The sequence below is a fragment of the Nocardia terrae genome, assembly GCF_009760405.1.
GTDB lineage: Bacteria > Actinomycetota > Actinomycetes > Mycobacteriales > Mycobacteriaceae > Nocardia > Nocardia terrae.
The window spans coordinates 1,136,980-1,154,598 of the sequence record NZ_WRPP01000001.1 but is presented as its reverse complement, the minus strand read 5'-3'; the positions used below and the strand labels follow the sequence as shown (position 1 = coordinate 1,154,598).

Sequence of the window (17,619 nt, the reverse complement as noted above, 5' to 3'; positions counted from 1 at the left end):
AACGTGGAAACCAGTTTCGACGGCGTCGTGGTCGAGAACGTCGAGAAATCGTTCGGCGCGGTGCAGGCGCTGCGCGGCATCACCTTCCGGGCCGCGCCCGGGGAGGTGCTCGGCATTCTCGGGCCCAATGGCGCGGGCAAGACCACCACGGTCAATATCCTCTCGACCCTCATCGCCCCCGATGCCGGACGCGCTCTGGTCGCCGGGCACGACGTGGTCACCGACGCCGCCGCGGTACGCCGATCCATCATGCTGACCGGGCAGTTCGCCGCGCTCGACGACGCGCTGTCCGGGTACGAGAACCTCGTCATGTTCGGTCGCCTCATGGGGCTGCGCAAACGCGCCGCCCGCGCCCGCGCCGACGAACTGGTCGAGGAATTCGACCTCGTGCAGGCCGCCGGACGCCGGGTCGGCACCTACTCCGGCGGTATGCGGCGGCGCATCGACATCGCCTGCGGGCTGGTGGTGCGGCCCGAGGTGGTGTTCCTCGACGAACCCACCACCGGACTGGATCCGCGCAGCCGCCAAGGCGTCTGGGACCTGGTCGGCGGCTTCCGCAAGCACGGCATCACCACGCTGCTCACCACGCAGTACCTGGAAGAGGCCGACGCGCTGTGCGACCGCATCATCGTCATCGACCACGGCGTGGTCATCGCCGACGGCACCGCCGACGAACTCAAGGCCCGCACCGGCGGCAGCTACTGCGAGATCGTGCCGCTGCGCATGGAGGACCTGCCGTTCATCGCCCGCGCGCTCGGCGATCTGCTGCCCGCCGCCAATCGCGAAGCGCTGACCGGCGATTCGGACCGGATCGCCATCCCCGCACCCGAGGGGGCCAAGACCCTCGCCGAGGCGCTGCGCCGATTGGACGCGGCCGGAATGGAACTGGTCGACATCGCGCTGCGGCGGCCCTCACTCGACGACGTGTTCCTCGAACTCACCGGGCACATCGCCAAAACCGAGGAACCGGAGGAGGATTCGCCGTCCGTGCGGTTCCGGACGGCGGACGGGCGCTTCACCGTCGAGGATCGGACCCGGGCATGACCGCCGTGGCAGCCGCGCCCAACGGCTGGCTCACCGATGCCCGCGCCACACAATCCACCCTGGCGCAGTGGTGGGTGCTCACGGTGCGGCTCATCGTGCCCTCGGTGCAGACCGGCGAGATCGCCACCGCCATCCTCGCGCCCATCACCTTCACCGTCAGCTTCTATATCCCCCTCAACCGCGTGATGACCTTCGCCGGACTGGGATTCTCGAGCTACGCGCAGTTCATGGCGCCCATCGTCTTCCTGCAGGCCGCCGCCTTCACCGCGGTCTCAGCCGCCTTCCGGGCCGCCACCGACGCGGTCTCCGGGCTGGATCGGCGCTTCGACTCCATGCCCATGCACCCGCTCGTCCCCGCCGCGGCGCGCTTGTCCTCCAACGTCTTCCGACTGCTCATCGGCATCGCCTCGGCCGTGGCGAGCACCTACTGGATCGGGTTCCGCTTCCACGGCGGGGCCGCGCACAGCCTCGGGATGCTCGCCCTCTCACTGCTCATCGGCATCGCGTTCTGTCTCGGCGCGGACGCCATCGGCACCTGGACCCGCAGCCCCGAGGCCACCACCCAGATGCTGGTGCTGCCGCCGCTCATCCTCGGCATGCTCTCCACCGGACTGGCCCCCGCCCACCAATTCCCGCACTGGGTCCAGCTTTTCGTGCGTAATCAGCCGGTATCGCAGTTCGCGGAGGGCCTGCGCGCGCTCGGCGGCGACAGCCTCGGCAAGGCGCATCCGGTCACCTGGTCGCTCATGACGCCGCCGCTGCTGTGGATCGCCGCCATCATCGCGGTGTCCTGCTACTTCATCGCCCGGCAAAACCTGAAGAGGTCGTGATGGCAACCCTCGACCGCCCCAGACTCACCGATACCCTCGACTTCGGCGAGGCCACCGTCCCGGCCCTGTTGCGGCACACCTGGATTCAAACCCAGCGCCTGCTGCTGCGCTGGGTCCGCGACCCGATCACGCTGCTCGAAACGCTCATCGTGCCGTGCCTGCTGCTGCTCATGCTCGACATCGTGGTGGGCTCGCAGATCCAGAAGTTCTCCGGCCACAGCGCCCTCTACGGCTCGACGCCCATGGTGACGCTGGTCGGCGCGCTCTCGGGAACCGTGGCCAGCGGCGTCATGCTCGGCCGCGAACGCGAGGCCGGGATCCTGTCCCGCTTCTGGGTCCTGCCGGTGCATCGCGCGTCGGGGCTGGCCGCCCGCATTCTCGCCGAGGGCTGCCGCATCTTCGCCGGGACCGTCGTCATCATCCTGTTCGGGATGGCGCTGGGCTTCCGCTTTCGGCAAGGCCCGCTGCAAGCCTTCGCCTTCCTGTGGCTTCCGGTCCTGTTCGGCCTGGCCTTCGCGACCATGGTCACCGCCATCGCGGTCTTCACCGCCAAATCGACCCTGGTCGAGGCGATCGCCCTGCTCTCTTCCCTGCTCATGTTCTTCAGCAGCGGTTTCGTCCCGTTGGGCGCCTACCCCAAGTGGATCCAACCGGTGGTCAGCCACCAGCCCATGTCCGTCGCCGTCGACACCATGCGCGCCCTGGCCGAAGGCGGGCCGATCGCTTCCCCGCTGACCCAGACCCTCGCCTGGTCCTTCGGCCTGATCGTCGTCTTCGCCGTGCCCGCCGCCTACGGCTACCGCCGAGCCAGCCGGCGCTGACCCTTCCCGCCGGATAAAGGTCCGGCGAGTTGGACAAATGGTCCGAATCGCCGTCGATGCCTATATTCGATCGTTATGAGCTACACACGGGCGAGCCGCCGGGCGATCGAAGACCCGGTGACGACACCGTTGCGCCCGTATCAGGGGGGTCCGAATCCGGGTGGTCCGCGCGGTGCGCGTCGGCGGCGGAAAGCGACGCCGCCGCGGGCGCGGCGGGCGCTGCTCGCCGGGCGGGGCGCGGGTCTGGTGCTCGCGGCCGCGGTGTTCGTGACCACCGGGTTCACCTGGCGCGAATACGACCATGTGATGAAGAACGTCAATACCTCGCACATCGACGTCCTCGACAAGCCGGATCCCGGCAAACATTCGGATCAGAACATTCTGATCATGGGCCTGGACAGTCGCCTGGACGAGCGCGGGTATCCGCTGCCGCAGGACATGTACGACGCGATCCACGCCGGTGACGACAGCGTCGGCGGCTACAACTCGAATGTGCTGATCCTGCTGCACATTCCGGGTGACGGGTCGAAGGCCACCGGAATCTCGATTCCCCGCGACGACTACGTGACCCTGGACCCGGCCGCCTGCCTCTACAGCAGCCCGTGCAAGGGAAAGATCAAGCAGGCCTACGGTTTCGCCTACGAGAAGGAAAAGGAGAAGCTCCAGGCGGCGGCCGGGAAGACCACCAGCAAGTCGGCCTCGACCTCCACCACCGCCGAACCGGTGGACGAGGAACTCGAGCAGAAGGCGCGCAATGCGGGCCGGGTGGCCGAGATCAATACGGTGAAGACCTTCCTGGGCAACAACGTGAAGGTCAACAACTCGGTGGAGGTGACCCTCGCCGCGTTCTTCCAGATCGCGCAGGCGGTGCAGCCGATCACGGTGTGCCTGAACGAGAAGACCTCCGACAACTTCTCCGGCGCCGACTTCGTGAAGGGCTCCCAGGACATCGACGCCTCGCAGGCCATGGCCTTCGTGCGCCAGCGTCGCGATCCGGACGAGACGCTGAACTTCACCGACCTCGACCGCACCCGCCGCCAGCAGGCGTTCATCGTGTCGCTGGCGCACAAGCTCAACAACAACGGCACGCTGGCCAATACCGGCACGCTGCAGAAGCTGCTCGATGTCGCCAAGCAGAACATGTGGTTCGACGACTCGCTGGATCTGATCGACTTCATGCACCGCGCGACCGGTCTAATGGGCGGCGGCATGTCGCTGTTCACCCTGCCGGTCAAGGACTTCGGGCAGAACGAGGAGGGCGAGGACATCAATATCGTGGATCTGGACGAGATCCACGGCATCGTGAAGGGCCTGCTCCCCCAGCCCAATTCGTCGAACGCCGCCACCTCGGCGACCCCGGCCTCGACCACCATCCCCGGCGCGACCAGCATGACGATCGACGTCACCAACAGCTCCGGCGTCTCCGGTCTGGCGGGCAAGCTCGAAACCGCGCTGGCGGCCAAGGGATTCACCCCGGGCACGGCGACCACGGGCGCCGACCGCACATCGAGCACCCTCAGCTACGCCCCCGGCGCCGACATGGCGGCCAACGCACTCGCCTCCCAGCTGGGCCTGACCGCCACCAAGTCCAGCAGTCTGGCCTCGAACACGATCGAACTGGTGGTCGGCAGCGACTCGGCCGCCACGGGTCCGATCGCCGATCTCGCCGCCACCGTCAGTGACACCGCCACGACGACCAAGACGACCGCCACCACCCCGCCGCCGGCCCCGGTCGCGGCCACCCAGACCGGCGACAACGCCCCGGCCCCGACCGACCTGTCGACCATGGACTCCAGCGGCGTCCCCTGTGTGAAGTGACCGCGGTCCATCCCCCTTTCCGTAAATACCTCGCGGTCGGCGCGTCGAGGGGCTACCGGGATCGGGCGAGCGGATTAAGCTGACCGCCGTGCTCGAACCCGAAACCGCCGTCGCGCCCCATCCCGATATCGCCCACCTCGCCCCGCTGCTGGGGACCTGGCGTGGTCGCGGCCGAGGCGAATACCCGACCATCGAATCGTTCGAGTATCTGGAGGAAGTGCACTTCGGGCATGTCGGGCGGCCGTTCCTGACCTACCGGCAGCGCACCCGCGCGGCCGACGGCAGCCGGCCCATGCACAGCGAGACCGGATACCTGCGGGCCACCGGGCCCGATCGGATCGAGCTGATCCTGGCCCATCCGACCGGGATCACCGAGATCTGCGAGGGGCGCCTCGTCAACGAGGACGGTGAGTTGCGGCTCGAACTCGACTCCACCTCGATCGGGCTGAGCAGCAGCGCCAAATCGGTGACCGCGCTGGGCCGGACCATCACCGTCGCGGGCGACACCCTCGAGTACTCGCTGCGAATGGCGGCGGTCCAGCAACCGCTGACCCACCATCTGGCCGCGACCATGCAGCGTGCGAATTGACGGCGAACTTCTCGTAGCAAACTCGGCCGCGACCTGCTGCCCCCTCTTTTGACGGGTGTGCGGCGGCACACTTATGTCTTGCTTCGGCATAAATGACCGATTACCGTTCCTTGCATTGGCAAACAGTCAGCCAACCCTAATGAGCACGGAACCCCGTAACAGACCGTTCGGGCTTCCTAACTCATCCCCAAACAAGGGAGAGGGACATGAAGCGCTCGGCCCTTTTGCTGGTCACCACCGCAGGCATGATTCTCGCCGGTGCCGGGGTCACCGAAATGATCGGCGACGCCTCCGGCGACGCACCGCCCGCCAAATCCCTGGCCGCACAACGCTTCGTCACCGACAGCACCGGCGGCATCTACCCCGCCGCCTGCGTCCGGCTCGACGGCCGCTACGGCGACGACCGCTGACAGTCAGTACCCGGCGGGCAGCGCCGTGAGCATGTCCCGGGTCGCCGCGACCGCGTTGTCCGAACTGCCGCCGCGCACCAGCAGCGTCGCCCAGGCCAGATCACCGCGGTATCCGATGAACCACGCGTGCGAACCGCCGTCCACCTCGGCCTCACCGGTCTTGCCGTAGACCTCTCCCTGATCGACGATGCGCTCGGCCGTACCGCCGAGCACCACCTTGCGCATCATCAGGCGCAGACCGTCGATCACCTCGGGGGACAACTGCGCGCGATCCCCGGACACCCGGGTCTGATGGCCCGCGATCAGATACGGCACCGGCGTCGAACCGTGCGCGACCGTCGCCGCCACCAACGCCATACCGAACGGGCTGGCCAGCACCTTGCCCTGACCGATGCCGTCCTCGGCGCGCTGCACCTCGTTGTCGTCGGGCGGCACCGAACCCGACACCGTCGGCAGGCCCGCCACCGTGTAATCCGGGCCCAGCCCCAGCGCCGAAGCCGCCGTGCGCAGATCCCGCCCGCCCAGCTCCGAGGCCAGCTTGGCGAAGGAGGTGTTGCAGGAGCGCTCGTAGGCGGTGGCCATCGACACCGTGCCGACGCTGAAGAGGTTGTAGTTGGGAATCGTGCGCTGGCCCACCACGATCTGGCTCGGGCACGGGACCGAGGTGTCGGGCGTGGCGTGGCCGGTGGTCATGGCCGCGGCGGCGGTCACCGTCTTGAAGGTCGAGCCGGGCGGGTAGAGGCCGGTCGCCGCGATCGGGCCGTCGGCGTCGGCGGCCTCGTTCTGCGCGATGGCCAGAATCGCGCCGGAGGACGGTTGCAGCACCACCATCATGGTCTGCTCGGTGCGGGCGTCCACCGCACGCTGGGCGGCGTTCTGGACATTGCGGTCGACGCTGAGCGAAAACGACGGGGAGGCCTGCGGATCGACCTCGGCGAGCACATCGGTGTCGACGCCGTTGGCATTGACGGTCACCACGCTCCAGCCCGCCTTGCCGTCGACCTCGTCGATCACGGTCTTGCGGACCTGGGTCATCAGGTCCGGGGCGAAGCGGCGGTCGGTGGGGACCAGATCGAATTCCTTGCTGAAGGTGACCCCGGACAGGCCCAGCAACTCCGAATTGACCTCGCCGAACTCCCATTCCGTGAGCAGGCCCGCGGTGTAGGCGCCGTCGGACTTGCGCGCGGCGGTGAGCAGCGAGTCCGGCGTGAGGTGTTCGTCGAAGCGCCGCAGGGTGTTCGCCAGCGTGGCCGAGACGCGGCGCGGATCGGCGGAGGCCGACGGTTTGAACAGCACCCGGTACAGCGACCCCGGCACCAGCACGTCGCTGCCCGCGCGTTCGTTCACGCGGGCGCGCGGGGCCGGGGTCGAACGCAGTTGCAGGGTTTGGGTATTGCCGAGCCGCGGATGGATGTCGGCCGCGGACCAGCGCACCTCCCAGCGGCCGTCGGTGCGGCCCATCTGCAACTGGCCCTTGTAGGTCCAGACGCGGTCCTTGGGCAGATGCCATTCGTAGGTGTAGTCGACGACGGCGGTGTCGTCGGTGACGCGGGCGTCGCCGGTGGTGGCCACCAGCTTCTCGGCCTGCAGCTGATCCCACGCCGAAGTCATAGCGGCACGGGCCTTTTCGGGCTGACTGGTGCGCTCGGCGGCCGCCTGGGCGTCATGGTCGGCGAAGGCGGAGACGAAGGCCTCGGCCGATTGCGCGGGGCCCTGCGGACCCGAGGAGCAGCCGGCCGCGAGCGCGGCGACCGGGAGGGCGACCGCGGCGGCGATCAGCGAGGTGAAGACCCGTGTTGACATCGGGTCAGATGCTAGAGCCAACTATCGGCAAACCGGGGCGACACACTGCACCGGAACGGATTTCACGACTACATCACAGAAATCGGATCAATCCAGCAGCACGGTCGCGAAGGTAGCTATCTGCCGGAATCCGACCTTCCGATAGGCGCGGCGCGCAACCTCGTTGTAGCAGTTGACATACAGGCTGGCCGTGCGACCGGAAGAAACCACGACATTCGCGACAGCCGCGGTGCCCGAGGTGCCGCAGCCCCGACCGCGCTTGTCCGGATGCACCCAGACCCCCTGAATCTGCCCGGTCCGCCGCGACAACGCCCCCACCTCGGCCTTGAACACCACCTCGCCGTCCTCGAAACGCGCCCAGGCCCGGCCGGATTCGATCAAACCCGCCACCCGGCGCCGATAGCTGCGCCCGCCGTCGCCCGCCCGCGGGTCGATCCCGATCTCCTCGGTGAACATGGCGACCGCCGCGGTCATGTAGCGATCGATCTCCTCGGGCCGCACCCGCCGCACCCGCAAATCCGGGGCGATACTCGCGGGCCGCTCCAACGCCAGCAGCGGTTGATCCTCCCGCAACTCGCGCGCCGGACCCCAGTGTTCACTCAGCAACTCCCACAGCGGCAAGGCCAGCTCCCGCCGCCCCACCACCGACGAACACAGCCGCGGCCCCTTGACCGCCCGCTCGGCGAACGCCTTCATATCCGCACGGCCACCGCGCAGCGGAACCAGATTCGCCCCCGAGAAGCACAGCGACTCCCCCGGACCGCCCCGACTCCACAACTCCCCGTACGTCCCCCGCGGGTCCAGCCCGAATTCCTGCAGGCGCGCGGCGACCATGCACGTCGCCACCGGATCGGTGTCGAGCACGCGCAACACTTGTGTCAGATCGCGGTTCGCGAGCTGACGGGCTCCGGACACCCGGCCCCGGCGAGTCGGCTCCAGCACACTCCGCACGCTGACAGCCTGCCAGAACTTCCGCCCGCACGCCGCGTATTGTCCCCAACCGCCCACTGACCAGCCAAAACGTCGATGGTCAGCGCCCGGGGAGCTCCGGTTTCGTCTGCCCGTTCAGGGCGCTCAGTTCCCGCAGGAACCCCGCATTGTCGGCATCTGTCGTCTGGTAGGACTGCGCGGCCGCCACGATCTGCTGTGCGTTGGTATCGAGATCGGTGATGAATCCGGTGATCTCGCCGTGGAACTTGTCCGCGAAATCGATCAGCTTCGCGCCACTGGCGAATCCCGGATTGTCCCGCGCGGCGACGGCTTGCGAATCGAAATACTGGTTCGTCTGCTTGATGGCCTGCGCGGCGATATCGGCCAACTGGTTGCCCGCGGCACTGACCATTCCGGGCTCGATGTACAGATCGTCGTCACTCATTGGCGTGCCGTTCTTTCAGGGTCGGGCAAGGCTCCTCGGGAATCGGCTTGTTGTTGGACTCCAGGCCACCCCAGACGGTCAGCAGATAGAGCCCGATCACCGCGCACAGGGCCAGCAGCGCGATCGCGGTCCATCGGACCGCGCCGGGCCCGGTTCGGACTGCGACGACCACGGCGCTCACCACGGTGAGCACGAATACCGCGGTGATCACGTACAGGTAGGTGCGCTCGGCCGGGTTGTACGGACCGATCACACAGGTCTCACCGGACCAGTGGCCGGTGCGCTGGATGACGATGCGGATACGCAGCGCGAGCAGCACGAGCAGCACGACCGTCGAAACGATCGGCACCGCGATCCACCGCCCGTGCCTCACCAGGTCACCTGCGGCTGCACGATCTTGATGTCCTGCCGCCCGAGATCCTGCTGGAATTCGGGTAGTCGGCCGTTCAACGGATAGTTCTTGGCGTCGCCCGAGTGCTGGGTGTACAGGATCTGCCCATCCGGGAGCACGCCGGTGACGATGACCGTGTGGTGGACCTCGCCGGGATGCGGGTTGCCGGGGTCGTTCGCGCCCTCGTAGTACATGACGTCGCCCGGCTTCGCCTGATCGGGTGAGACCTCTTTGCCGCCGTTCTTCACGAAGAAGTCGTGGTTCCGCTGCGCACCGCCCCAGGACCTGGTGTGCGACCAGCCGGGCGGGGTGATGTCGTCACCTTCCCCGTTCGAGCCGTCACTCCAGCCATCGTCGTCGAAATGCCTTGGGATCAGCCCGAAGTCGCTTTCCTTCTCTTTCATGCCGCCTCCGTACTTCAGGGCATCCGACGCGAAATTCGTGCAGTTGTCCTTGTCCACCCAGTCCAGCCGGTGGTTGTCCCAGTTGTCGAGCGCGTAGCGCACGGTGCCGATGGAGCTGTAGCCCAGCTCCGGCCGATCGAGGCTCTTCTTCACCGAATCCGGAATCCCGGGCAGGTCGTACAGCTCGACCGGGCTGGCCCGCGACAGATCGTATTGCTCCTGGGGAGTGAGTCCGTTCCACCACGCGGTGACCTGATCGGGGGACAGTCCGTCCGGGAGCGTGTCCCGGATTTCCTCCAGGGCCTTCTTCGTATTGTCGGCCTGGATCTTCTTGGCCTCGTCGACGCTGGTTTTCGTGATGTCGGGGGTGAAGGCGTCGAACAGGGCTTGCGCACACAGGGTGTCGGCCTGGGTGGCCGCCTCGACGGCGTCGTCGATGATCCGCTGCGCGTCCGAGCGTGCCTTCGCCATGTCCTCCCGGTCGATGCGCGAGGTGTGCGGTGGCGCGGAGACCGCACCGGTGACCGGATCGACGACGAGTCCGGCCTGTTCGGCGATCTCGATGCCGGTGTGCAGTTCGTTCTGAGCGATCTGGACGGAGTGGGACAGGGTGTCGAGCGGGTCGACCGCGGACCTGCCGAGGATGGCGGCGACCTCGGCCCGGTCGGCGACCTTGGTCAGAACATCGCGCGCCCGGCCGTAGGCGGCGCTGCGCCAGTTGTCGTCGAGGGGCTTCACGCCGTTGTCGTGGATGTCGTCCTTGATCCGCTCGCACTGCTTGGCGGCCGCCAGCAGGTCATCCGCGGCGGTCGTCCAGGACGTCGGCTTCGCATCGCGAAGCTCGGCGAAGGTGACCATCGATCCCCCGGGGATTCGGCAGTATTGATCTTGGAGAAAACTAACACGGCGAGAGCCCGTGCGCCGCACAAGAATTGGCCCGGACCTCGACGAATGTCGAAGTCCGGGCCACAGATTCTCGGGGCTTGGCCGGGGTGCGGCCGCGGGCTAGCCTGCCGTGACGATGGGCGCGCCGGATTCGGTGGTGTCGCCCATCTCCTCGGCGAGGCGCATGGCCTCCTCGATGAGGGTTTCGACGATGAGGTGTTCGGGGACGGTTTTGATGACCTCGCCCTTGACGAAGATCTGACCCTTGCCGTTGCCGGAGGCGACGCCGAGGTCGGCCTCACGGGCCTCGCCGGGGCCGTTCACGACGCAACCCATGACGGCTACGCGCAGCGGGACTTCCATGCCTTCGAGACCCGCGGTGACGGCGTTGGCGAGGGTGTAGACGTCGACCTGGGCGCGGCCGCAGGAGGGGCACGAGACGATCTCGAGCTTGCGGGGACGCAGGTTGAGCGACTGCAGGATCTGGGTGCCGACCTTGATTTCCTCGGCGGGCGGGGCGGACAGGGAGACGCGGATGGTGTCGCCGATGCCCTCGCTCAGCAGCGCGCCGAAGGCGACGGCGGACTTGATGGTGCCCTGGAACGCCGGACCCGCTTCGGTCACGCCCAGGTGCAGCGGGTAGTCGCACTTGGCGGCGAGCTGACGGTAAGCCTCGACCATGACGACCGGGTCGTTGTGCTTGACCGAGATCTTGATGTCGCCGAAGCCGTGCTCCTCGAACAGGCTCGCCTCCCATAGCGCGGACTCCACCAGCGCCTCGGGGGTGGCCTTGCCGTACTTCTCGAGCAGGCGCTTGTCGAGCGAGCCGGCGTTGACGCCGATGCGCAGCGGGATGCCCGCGGCCCCGGCCGCCTTGGCGACCTCCTTGACGCGGCCGTCGAATTCCTTGATGTTGCCCGGGTTCACGCGCACCGCGGCACATCCGGCGTCGATGGCGGCGAAGATGTAGCGGGGCTGGAAGTGGATGTCGGCGATCACCGGGATCTGGGACTTGCGCGCGATGGTGGCCAGCGCGTCCGCGTCCTCCTGACGCGGGCAGGCCACGCGCACGATGTCGCAGCCGGACGCGGTCAGCTCCGCGATCTGCTGCAGGGTGGCGTTGACGTCATGGGTCTTGGTGGTGGTCATCGACTGGACCGAGACGGGGAACTCGCTGCCCACTCCGACATTGCCCACCATCAGCTGGCGCGTCTTGCGCCGCGGTGCGAGGACTGCCGCCGGTGCGGCCGGCATCCCCAAAGCGATGGCACTGCTCACGATCGGCTGCCTACTTTCGACTAAGTCCTCACCCTTACCGGCTCCGAGCTTACCGAGGCTCGAATACCGGTCGCCCTGTGACGGCGGCGACAAGGGTACCCGGGCCGGATGCAGGACTCGGAATCGGCCGGGACCTACAGTTCTTATTCGTTGCAAGTGACGCGAAGGTTTACGGTCTGAATTGTGAAGGTAGCGAAACCGGATTCGTGGCCGGCCAGCCCCGAAGAGGCTGCGGCACTGCAAGATCTCCTGCGCGAGCGGGTGATCGCGGAGAACCCCCGGCCACCGCGTTTCCGGACGGTAGCGGGCCTTGACTCCGCCTATGACGACGCCGGCAACGTGGTCGCGGCGGTCGTAGTGTTGGACGCCACAACCCTGGAGACCGTCGAGGTCGCCACCGCGTGCGGCACCACCGATTTCCCCTACGTCCCGGGCCTGCTCGCCTTCCGCGAACTCCCCACCACCCTCACCGCCCTCGAAAACCTCACCATCACACCGGATCTGCTCATCTGCGACTCCCAGGGCCTGGCCCACCCGCGCCGCTTCGGCTTCGCCTGCCACATCGGCCTGCTGACCGGTGTCCCCACCATCGGCGTCGCCAAGAACGCCTGGGGCGATGTCGAGGACCCCGCACCCGAACGCGGCTCCTCCAGCGTCATCACCATCGACGGCGACCCGGTGGGGCGCGCCCTGCGCACCCGCACCGGCGTCAAGCCCGTCTACGTCTCGATCGGCCACCTGATCGACCTCGACACCGCCTGCGCCCAGGTCCTCGCCCTGACCCCCGAATTCCGCCAACCCGAAACCACCCGCCGAGCCGACCACCTCTGCCGAACCCTGTTGCGCGACATCGCAACCGACCCCGCCCACTGAGCCCGGCTCGCCGCGCGCGGGCGGCGGGCCTGGTGCACAATATGCGCGATCGAGATCGCGTAGTGGGGGGATCGTCGAATGCGGAGTGTCGCAGCACAATTCCAGCGTCGTGCAGGATCGGGAAGGCGGTCGCGTGCCCGTGCGGCGGTGATCGCGACGGTGCTCACAGGCATCGTGGCCCTGCTCACCGGCTGCGCCACCGTGCCCGGACACCCGATCCCCCAGCAGAATCAGCTCCCGTTCTACGCCGCGGTCTCCGACCTGGTGACGCAATCGGTCGGGCATTACACCAGTTCCATCCCCGGGCTCGGCTCGACCTGGGATATGCGCGCCACGACCGGCGGCGAGGCGATCGGATCGGTGACCTCGGCCGGGCAGAAGTCCGATGCGCTGACCGTCAGCGGACGCAATTACGTCAAACCACCCGCCTCGGCGGTGCAGAGCGCCCTGCCCTCGAACGTGTCGGCCGATTCCGTCACCGGCAAGTGGCTCACCGGCAGTGACGGCCTCACCGCGGGAATTCCGACCGGCTCCTGGTCCCCGATCACGATCGGTGCCGCACTGCTGGACGCCCTCGAGCGGACCGCCGACTTCCCCCGCTACGGCGCACCGACCGTGCAGATCGGCTCCGAGCAGGCGCTCGAGGTGGCCACTCCGATCGGAACACTCGCGGTCTCCGCGAATGAGCCCTACCACGTTCTGCGGCTCACACCCGCCAGCCCCGACCTCGCCACAACCCCCACCCGCACACCCGCGCCGACGCCGACCGATACCGACGAGCCCGACCCGACCACCACCCAGGCCGACCCGGGCGGCAGCCAACCGGCCGCGCCGACCACCGAACAGTCGCCCCTCTCAACGGATTACGGCCCGATCGACTTCGTGCCCATGTCCCCCGCCGATATCGATCGGACCTTCGCCGACCTCATCACCCAGACCCAGTCCCTCGGCGACGCCGTCGACCTCGGCATCAACTTCAACTTCAGCCAGACCGGCAACCTGGACTGCAACGACAGCAGCTGCACGGTCACCGCCAACGCCACCACCTCGACCACCGCCAAGCGCGGCGCGAAGCTGTCCGGCAACGTCACGGTGTCCATGACGTCGACCGTCACCGTCGACGACCGCCCCGCGGGCGGCTGCAGCCAGACCGGATCCCTCCCGGTCAACGGCAGCGGCGTACTCAGCTGCGTGGTCGGCGGCGTGGCCCCGGTGGTCGCCCAGATCAAATCCGAGTACCAGGCCAAGGCCAACGCCCAGGCCCGCGCGTCGGGCCGCGATGTCTCACTTCCCTACACCCTCCACTTCGCCTCCCACACCGACCTGCGGGCCATCGCGCTGATCCAGGCCGAGATCGACCAGGCGGTCGGGGCCGAACGGGCCGAGCAGGCCGACACGAATCGCCTGACGCCCTGCCCGAAGAACAGTTTCGTCGCCGACACACCCGTCCTCATGGCCGACGGCACGCACCGGCCGATCGAGGACATCCGACCCGGCGACGAAATCCGCAATGCCGCAGCGGGTTCCGACCCATCCTCCCACCGCGTCACCGATATCCACGTCACCGACGCCGACCACGACTTCGTGCGGCTCACGGTCTCGGGACCCGACGGCATCGGCACGATCGAGTCGACCGCCGCCCATCTCTTCTACAACGCCACCGCGGCCACGTGGACCGAAGCCGCAGCACTGACCCCCGGCCTTCTCCTCCGAACCCCCACCGGCACAGCGGTTGTCGAGTCCATCGAGACCTATTCGGCCACCGCCCGAACCTTCAACCTCTCGATCGACGGCGTCCCGACCTACTTCGTCCTCGCCGCGAACACCCCTGTGCTGGTGCACAACTGCACCACCGGGCAAATTCCCTACAACAGCGATGAACTGAGCAGGGCGGCCCTGCGAGCTCGGATCAAGAACGACTGGTCCAAGGGCAGGAACGTGGCCGTTGCCCGGGTGCCCGGGTGGAACGATCCCGAATGGGGTGATCTGGTCATCGGTTTCAGCAAAGGGTCCAAGAATGGCAAGGCGTTCCACTCCGAGGACGACATCCTGGACAAGTTGAGCGCTCGTGGGATCGATCCCAAGACGATCACCGCCCTCTACAGTGAGCGCCAGCCCTGTCCCGAGAAATGCGAGGGCATGCTGGAGAACAGTTTGGCACCGGGTACCCCGGTGACCTGGTCCGTGCCCTGGCCCAGGAATCCCACGATGCGAAAAAGCTGGGATGAGCTGCTCGCGCAGATGATCGAGAAAGCAGGAGGCTAGTGTCCGATTCAGATGTAGCACCTACCGAGGAGATCGAGCGACGCCGCCTATTGGCCGATCGTGTGCGTGCCGAACTCCGACGGGCGGGCCTTCCCGCCCATGACGCCTTCCGTGACGCTCGTACGGGTGGGGCCGCTGTCGGCGTCGATTCCGGAAACGACATGATCGGCGGCGTATTCATCGATTGGCGACCGGCTCCCGCACTGACGGATGCCGTCGTCGCCGCCGCGCAAGCGGGAGAATTCGAGTCTGCGGCCGCCCGCCAGAGCCTCGAGATCAGTGTGGCTATGAGCTCGGCCATCATCGCCATCCTGCGTGCAGCGGGATTACACGCGGAGGCCGGACTGAACGACCTCAGCCCGGACACGGTTTTCGTCGAATCCCCCGACGCTAGGGGAACAGCTTGATCGGGTTCACGATGTCGGCGACCAGGGTGAGGATCATGTACGCGCCGCCGAGGACCACGACCACGTAGGTGGCGGGCAGTAGTTTCAGGTAGTCGACCGGGGCGCCGTCGGGCAGGCCCTTGCGGCGGCGGAAGAGGTTGCGCAGCTTCTCGTAGAGCACCACGGCGATGTGGCCGCCGTCGAGGGGCAGCAGCGGGAGCAGGTTGAAGGCGCCGAGGAAGAAGTTCAGGCTGGCCAGGGTCACCACGAAAATGGACCAGCGGTGGTGTTGGGCGGTCTCGCCGCCGATCTTGCTGGCGCCGTAGACCGAGACCGGAGTCTCCGGATCGCGGACACCGCCGGTGACGGCGTGCCACAGATCGACGACCTTGGTCGGCATCTTGGCCAGGGACTGCACCGTGAGAACGGCGAAATGGCCGGTGAACGCGCCGGAGGCCGGGATGGCGGAGAGGACGTTGTACTGGACCGGATCGTAGTAGTCCTGTCCCACACCGACCTTGGCGACCGTCTTCGGAGCGCCGTTCTTGTCCGGGTAGATCACGGCCATCTGCGGGGTGACGGGGATCTCGAGGCTCTGGCCGTCGCGCTTCACCGTGTAGGTGAAGGTGCCGGTCTGCTTCTGGGTCTCGGTGGTGAATTCCTTCCAGGTCTTCACCGGCACTCCGTTGACCGCGGTCACCTGGTCGCCCCGCCGCAGGCCCGCCAACTGCGCCGGGCCCTCACCGGTGCAGCCCTTGGCCTTCTGGTCCGGGAGTTGGTCGGACACGCAGGACGGCTGGGAGAGCTGGGTTTCCGGCGGCGAATCGAAGCGCGGCAGACCCCAGCCGACAGCGAGCACCACGATGAGGATGTAGCCGATCAGGAAGTTCATCAGGATGCCGCCGGACATAACCAGCAGCCGCTTCCAGGTGGACTGCCGGTACATGGCCCGGTCGAGTTCCTCGGGCTCCAGTTCGTCGAGGGCGGTCATGCCCGCGATATCGCAGAAACCGCCCAGCGGCAGCGCCTTGAGACCGTATTCGGTCTCGCCGCGCTTCCAGGAGAAGACCTTGGGTCCGAAGCCGATGAAGTAGCGCCGCACCTTCATTCCGGTGGCCTGCGCGGTCCACATGTGGCCGCATTCGTGCAAGGCGACCGATGCGGTGATGCCGAGGGCGAACAGTACGAAGCCGATCGCGTAGCCCATTCGGTTTCCGAACCCTCCTGCTGTCAGCCGCGCACGATCGTGCGTGCGGTGTCGCGCGCCCACGTATCGGCCGCGAGCACCTCGTCCAAGCTACCGGGTTCGGCGGCCCAGCGGTCGGCGGACTCCACGACGCGCGCGACCGTGCGCACGATGTCGGGGAATCGGATGAGCCCGTCGAGGAACGCCTGCACCGCGATCTCGTTGGCGGCGTTGTAGACCGCGGTCACGCAGCCGCCCGCCAAACCGGCGCGGCGGGCCAGCTCGACCGCCGGGAACACCTCGTTGTCGACCGGTTCGAAGGTCCAGGTGGAAGCGGTGGAGAAGTCGCATGCGGCGGCCGCGCCGGGCACCCGGTCCGGCCAGCCCAGGGCCAGCGCGATGGGCAGCTTCATATCGGGCGGGCTGGCCTGGGCCAGGGTCGAGCCGTCGGTGAAGGTGACCATGGAATGCACGATGGACTGCGGGTGCACGGTCACGTCGATGTCCTCGTAGGGGACGCCGAAGAGCAGGTGCGTCTCGATCAGCTCCAGGCCCTTGTTCACCAGCGACGCCGAGTTCAGCGTGTTCATCGGACCCATGGACCAGGTCGGATGCGTCTTGGCCTCGGCCGGATTCACCGACTCCAGCATCTCGGTGGTCCAGCCCCGGAACGGCCCGCCCGAGGCGGTGAGCACGAGCTTGGCCACCTCGTCGGCGCGTCCGCCGCGCAGGCACTGCGCCAGCGCCGAATGCTCGGAGTCCACCGGCACGATCTGCCCGGGCTTGGCCGCCCGCGTCACCAGCGAGCCGCCCGCCACCAGAGATTCCTTGTTGGCCAAGGCAAGCCGCCGCCCCGACTCCAGGGTGGCCAGGGTGGGCCCCAGCCCGAGCGAACCGACCAGTGCGTTCAGCACCACGTCCGCGTCGGTGCGCCGCACCAGCTCGGTCGCCGCGTCCGGACCCGCCAGCGCCACACCGAGTTTCGCCGCGGCCGCCGCGTCGGCCACCGCCACGTTCGCGGTCCCGGTCGCCGCGATCTGCTGTGCCAACAGCTCCGCGTTACCCCCTCGCGCCGCCAAACCGACGACCTCGAACCGGTCGGGATTGGCCGCGATCACCTCCAGCGCCTGCGTACCAATCGACCCGGTGCTGCCCAGCAGCAGAACTCTCACAACGTCGGACACGCGCCCATTCTCTCCTGTCCGAATCTCGATTCCGCCCCGCCCCAATCCAACCCCGTGCGAGTGGGCAACTCTCGTCA

17 protein-coding genes are annotated in these 17,619 nt (G+C 67.7%); 9 read left to right on the top strand and 8 right to left on the bottom strand.

The window, feature by feature from the left end:
- Nucleotides 1-3 precede the first annotated feature (3 nt).
- The 6 genes from GPX89_RS05325 to GPX89_RS05300 all read left to right on the top strand — a co-directional run bounded on the left by GPX89_RS05325 (nucleotide 4) and on the right by GPX89_RS05300 (nucleotide 5,512).
- Entirely contained in the window at nucleotides 4-1,044 is a 1,041-nt protein-coding gene (locus GPX89_RS05325) for an ATP-binding cassette domain-containing protein (protein WP_407939357.1), read from the top strand.
- Entirely contained in the window at nucleotides 1,041-1,874 is an 834-nt protein-coding gene (locus GPX89_RS05320) for an ABC-2 transporter permease (protein ID WP_157355397.1), read from the top strand. The genes GPX89_RS05325 and GPX89_RS05320 overlap by 4 nt, the downstream gene beginning before the upstream one ends.
- Entirely contained in the window at nucleotides 1,874-2,695 is an 822-nt protein-coding gene (locus GPX89_RS05315; RefSeq protein ID WP_157355396.1) for an ABC transporter permease, read from the top strand. The genes GPX89_RS05320 and GPX89_RS05315 overlap by 1 nt, the downstream gene beginning before the upstream one ends.
- 75 nt (nucleotides 2,696-2,770) lie before the next feature.
- Nucleotides 2,771-4,513 (top strand): LCP family protein, encoded by a 1,743-nt coding sequence (locus GPX89_RS05310; protein ID WP_157355395.1) that lies wholly within the window; start codon nucleotides 2,771-2,773, stop codon nucleotides 4,511-4,513.
- Between the two features lie 79 nt (nucleotides 4,514-4,592).
- Nucleotides 4,593-5,102, top strand: coding sequence for a peroxynitrite isomerase (locus tag GPX89_RS05305; RefSeq protein ID WP_157387057.1), 510 nt, complete (start codon nucleotides 4,593-4,595; stop codon nucleotides 5,100-5,102).
- Nucleotides 5,103-5,308: 206 nt separating this feature from the next.
- The gene (locus tag GPX89_RS05300; RefSeq protein WP_157355394.1) at nucleotides 5,309-5,512 is read left to right on the top strand and encodes a hypothetical protein; all 204 of its coding nucleotides are present in this window, start codon (nucleotides 5,309-5,311) and stop codon (nucleotides 5,510-5,512) included.
- A 3-nt stretch (nucleotides 5,513-5,515) separates the two neighbouring features.
- Here the strand turns inward: GPX89_RS05300 and GPX89_RS05295 are convergent, their stop codons facing one another.
- From GPX89_RS05295 to ispG, 6 genes are all read right to left on the bottom strand, one after another.
- Nucleotides 5,516-7,315 (bottom strand): penicillin-binding transpeptidase domain-containing protein, encoded by a 1,800-nt coding sequence (locus GPX89_RS05295; protein WP_157355393.1) that lies wholly within the window; start codon nucleotides 7,313-7,315, stop codon nucleotides 5,516-5,518.
- Nucleotides 7,316-7,402: 87 nt separating this feature from the next.
- Entirely contained in the window at nucleotides 7,403-8,266 is an 864-nt protein-coding gene (locus GPX89_RS05290; protein ID WP_328601521.1) for a GNAT family N-acetyltransferase, read from the bottom strand.
- Nucleotides 8,267-8,345: 79 nt separating this feature from the next.
- Nucleotides 8,346-8,690 (bottom strand): hypothetical protein, encoded by a 345-nt coding sequence (locus GPX89_RS05285; protein ID WP_157355392.1) that lies wholly within the window; start codon nucleotides 8,688-8,690, stop codon nucleotides 8,346-8,348.
- The gene (locus tag GPX89_RS05280; protein ID WP_157355391.1) at nucleotides 8,683-9,063 is read right to left on the bottom strand and encodes a hypothetical protein; all 381 of its coding nucleotides are present in this window, start codon (nucleotides 9,061-9,063) and stop codon (nucleotides 8,683-8,685) included. The genes GPX89_RS05285 and GPX89_RS05280 overlap by 8 nt, the downstream gene beginning before the upstream one ends.
- Nucleotides 9,060-10,343, bottom strand: a complete 1,284-nt coding sequence (locus GPX89_RS05275) for an amidase domain-containing protein (protein WP_157355390.1) — start codon at nucleotides 10,341-10,343, stop codon at nucleotides 9,060-9,062. The genes GPX89_RS05280 and GPX89_RS05275 overlap by 4 nt, the downstream gene beginning before the upstream one ends.
- Nucleotides 10,344-10,490: 147 nt before the next feature.
- Nucleotides 10,491-11,624, bottom strand: coding sequence for a flavodoxin-dependent (E)-4-hydroxy-3-methylbut-2-enyl-diphosphate synthase (gene ispG, locus GPX89_RS05270; RefSeq protein ID WP_157387055.1), 1,134 nt, complete (start codon nucleotides 11,622-11,624; stop codon nucleotides 10,491-10,493).
- Nucleotides 11,625-11,831: 207 nt separating this feature from the next.
- Between ispG and GPX89_RS05265 the strand changes: the two genes are divergently transcribed.
- The 3 genes from GPX89_RS05265 (at nucleotide 11,832) to GPX89_RS05255 (ending at nucleotide 15,193) form a co-directional block, all read left to right on the top strand.
- Nucleotides 11,832-12,521 (top strand): endonuclease V, encoded by a 690-nt coding sequence (locus tag GPX89_RS05265; RefSeq protein ID WP_328601519.1) that lies wholly within the window; start codon nucleotides 11,832-11,834, stop codon nucleotides 12,519-12,521.
- Between the two features lie 159 nt (nucleotides 12,522-12,680).
- On the top strand, nucleotides 12,681-14,786 hold the full coding sequence (locus GPX89_RS45770; protein WP_198347263.1) for a nucleic acid/nucleotide deaminase domain-containing protein: 2,106 nt from the start codon (nucleotides 12,681-12,683) through the stop codon (nucleotides 14,784-14,786).
- Nucleotides 14,786-15,193, top strand: a complete 408-nt coding sequence (locus tag GPX89_RS05255; RefSeq protein WP_157355388.1) for a hypothetical protein — start codon at nucleotides 14,786-14,788, stop codon at nucleotides 15,191-15,193. Before GPX89_RS45770 ends, GPX89_RS05255 begins: the two co-directional genes overlap by 1 nt.
- Here the strand turns inward: GPX89_RS05255 and GPX89_RS05250 are convergent.
- Together GPX89_RS05250 and dxr are read right to left on the bottom strand one after the other, a co-directional pair.
- Nucleotides 15,177-16,379, bottom strand: a complete 1,203-nt coding sequence (locus GPX89_RS05250) for a M50 family metallopeptidase (RefSeq protein WP_157355387.1) — start codon at nucleotides 16,377-16,379, stop codon at nucleotides 15,177-15,179. The two genes, GPX89_RS05255 and GPX89_RS05250, sit on opposite strands and share 17 nt — an antisense overlap.
- A 23-nt stretch (nucleotides 16,380-16,402) precedes the next feature.
- On the bottom strand, nucleotides 16,403-17,542 hold the full coding sequence (dxr, locus tag GPX89_RS05245) for a 1-deoxy-D-xylulose-5-phosphate reductoisomerase (protein ID WP_328601518.1): 1,140 nt from the start codon (nucleotides 17,540-17,542) through the stop codon (nucleotides 16,403-16,405).
- Nucleotides 17,543-17,619 lie beyond the last annotated feature (77 nt).

What these genes read in the sequence shown, in the direction of transcription:
- GPX89_RS05320 (WP_157355397.1), top strand. Translation starts at nt 1,041, where the DNA reads ATGACCGCCGTGGCAGCCGCGCCCAACGGCTGGCTCACCGATGCCCGC.
- GPX89_RS05310 (WP_157355395.1), top strand. Translation starts at nt 2,771, where the DNA reads ATGAGCTACACACGGGCGAGCCGCCGGGCGATCGAAGACCCGGTGACG.
- GPX89_RS05275 (WP_157355390.1), bottom strand. Translation starts at nt 10,343, where the DNA reads ATGGTCACCTTCGCCGAGCTTCGCGATGCGAAGCCGACGTCCTGGACG.
- ispG (WP_157387055.1), bottom strand. Translation starts at nt 11,624, where the DNA reads ATGCCGGCCGCACCGGCGGCAGTCCTCGCACCGCGGCGCAAGACGCGC.
- GPX89_RS05285 (WP_157355392.1), bottom strand. Translation starts at nt 8,690, where the DNA reads ATGAGTGACGACGATCTGTACATCGAGCCCGGAATGGTCAGTGCCGCG.
- GPX89_RS05295 (WP_157355393.1), bottom strand. Translation starts at nt 7,315, where the DNA reads ATGTCAACACGGGTCTTCACCTCGCTGATCGCCGCCGCGGTCGCCCTC.
- GPX89_RS05300 (WP_157355394.1), top strand. Translation starts at nt 5,309, where the DNA reads ATGAAGCGCTCGGCCCTTTTGCTGGTCACCACCGCAGGCATGATTCTC.
- GPX89_RS05250 (WP_157355387.1), bottom strand. Translation starts at nt 16,379, where the DNA reads ATGGGCTACGCGATCGGCTTCGTACTGTTCGCCCTCGGCATCACCGCA.
- GPX89_RS05315 (WP_157355396.1), top strand. Translation starts at nt 1,874, where the DNA reads ATGGCAACCCTCGACCGCCCCAGACTCACCGATACCCTCGACTTCGGC.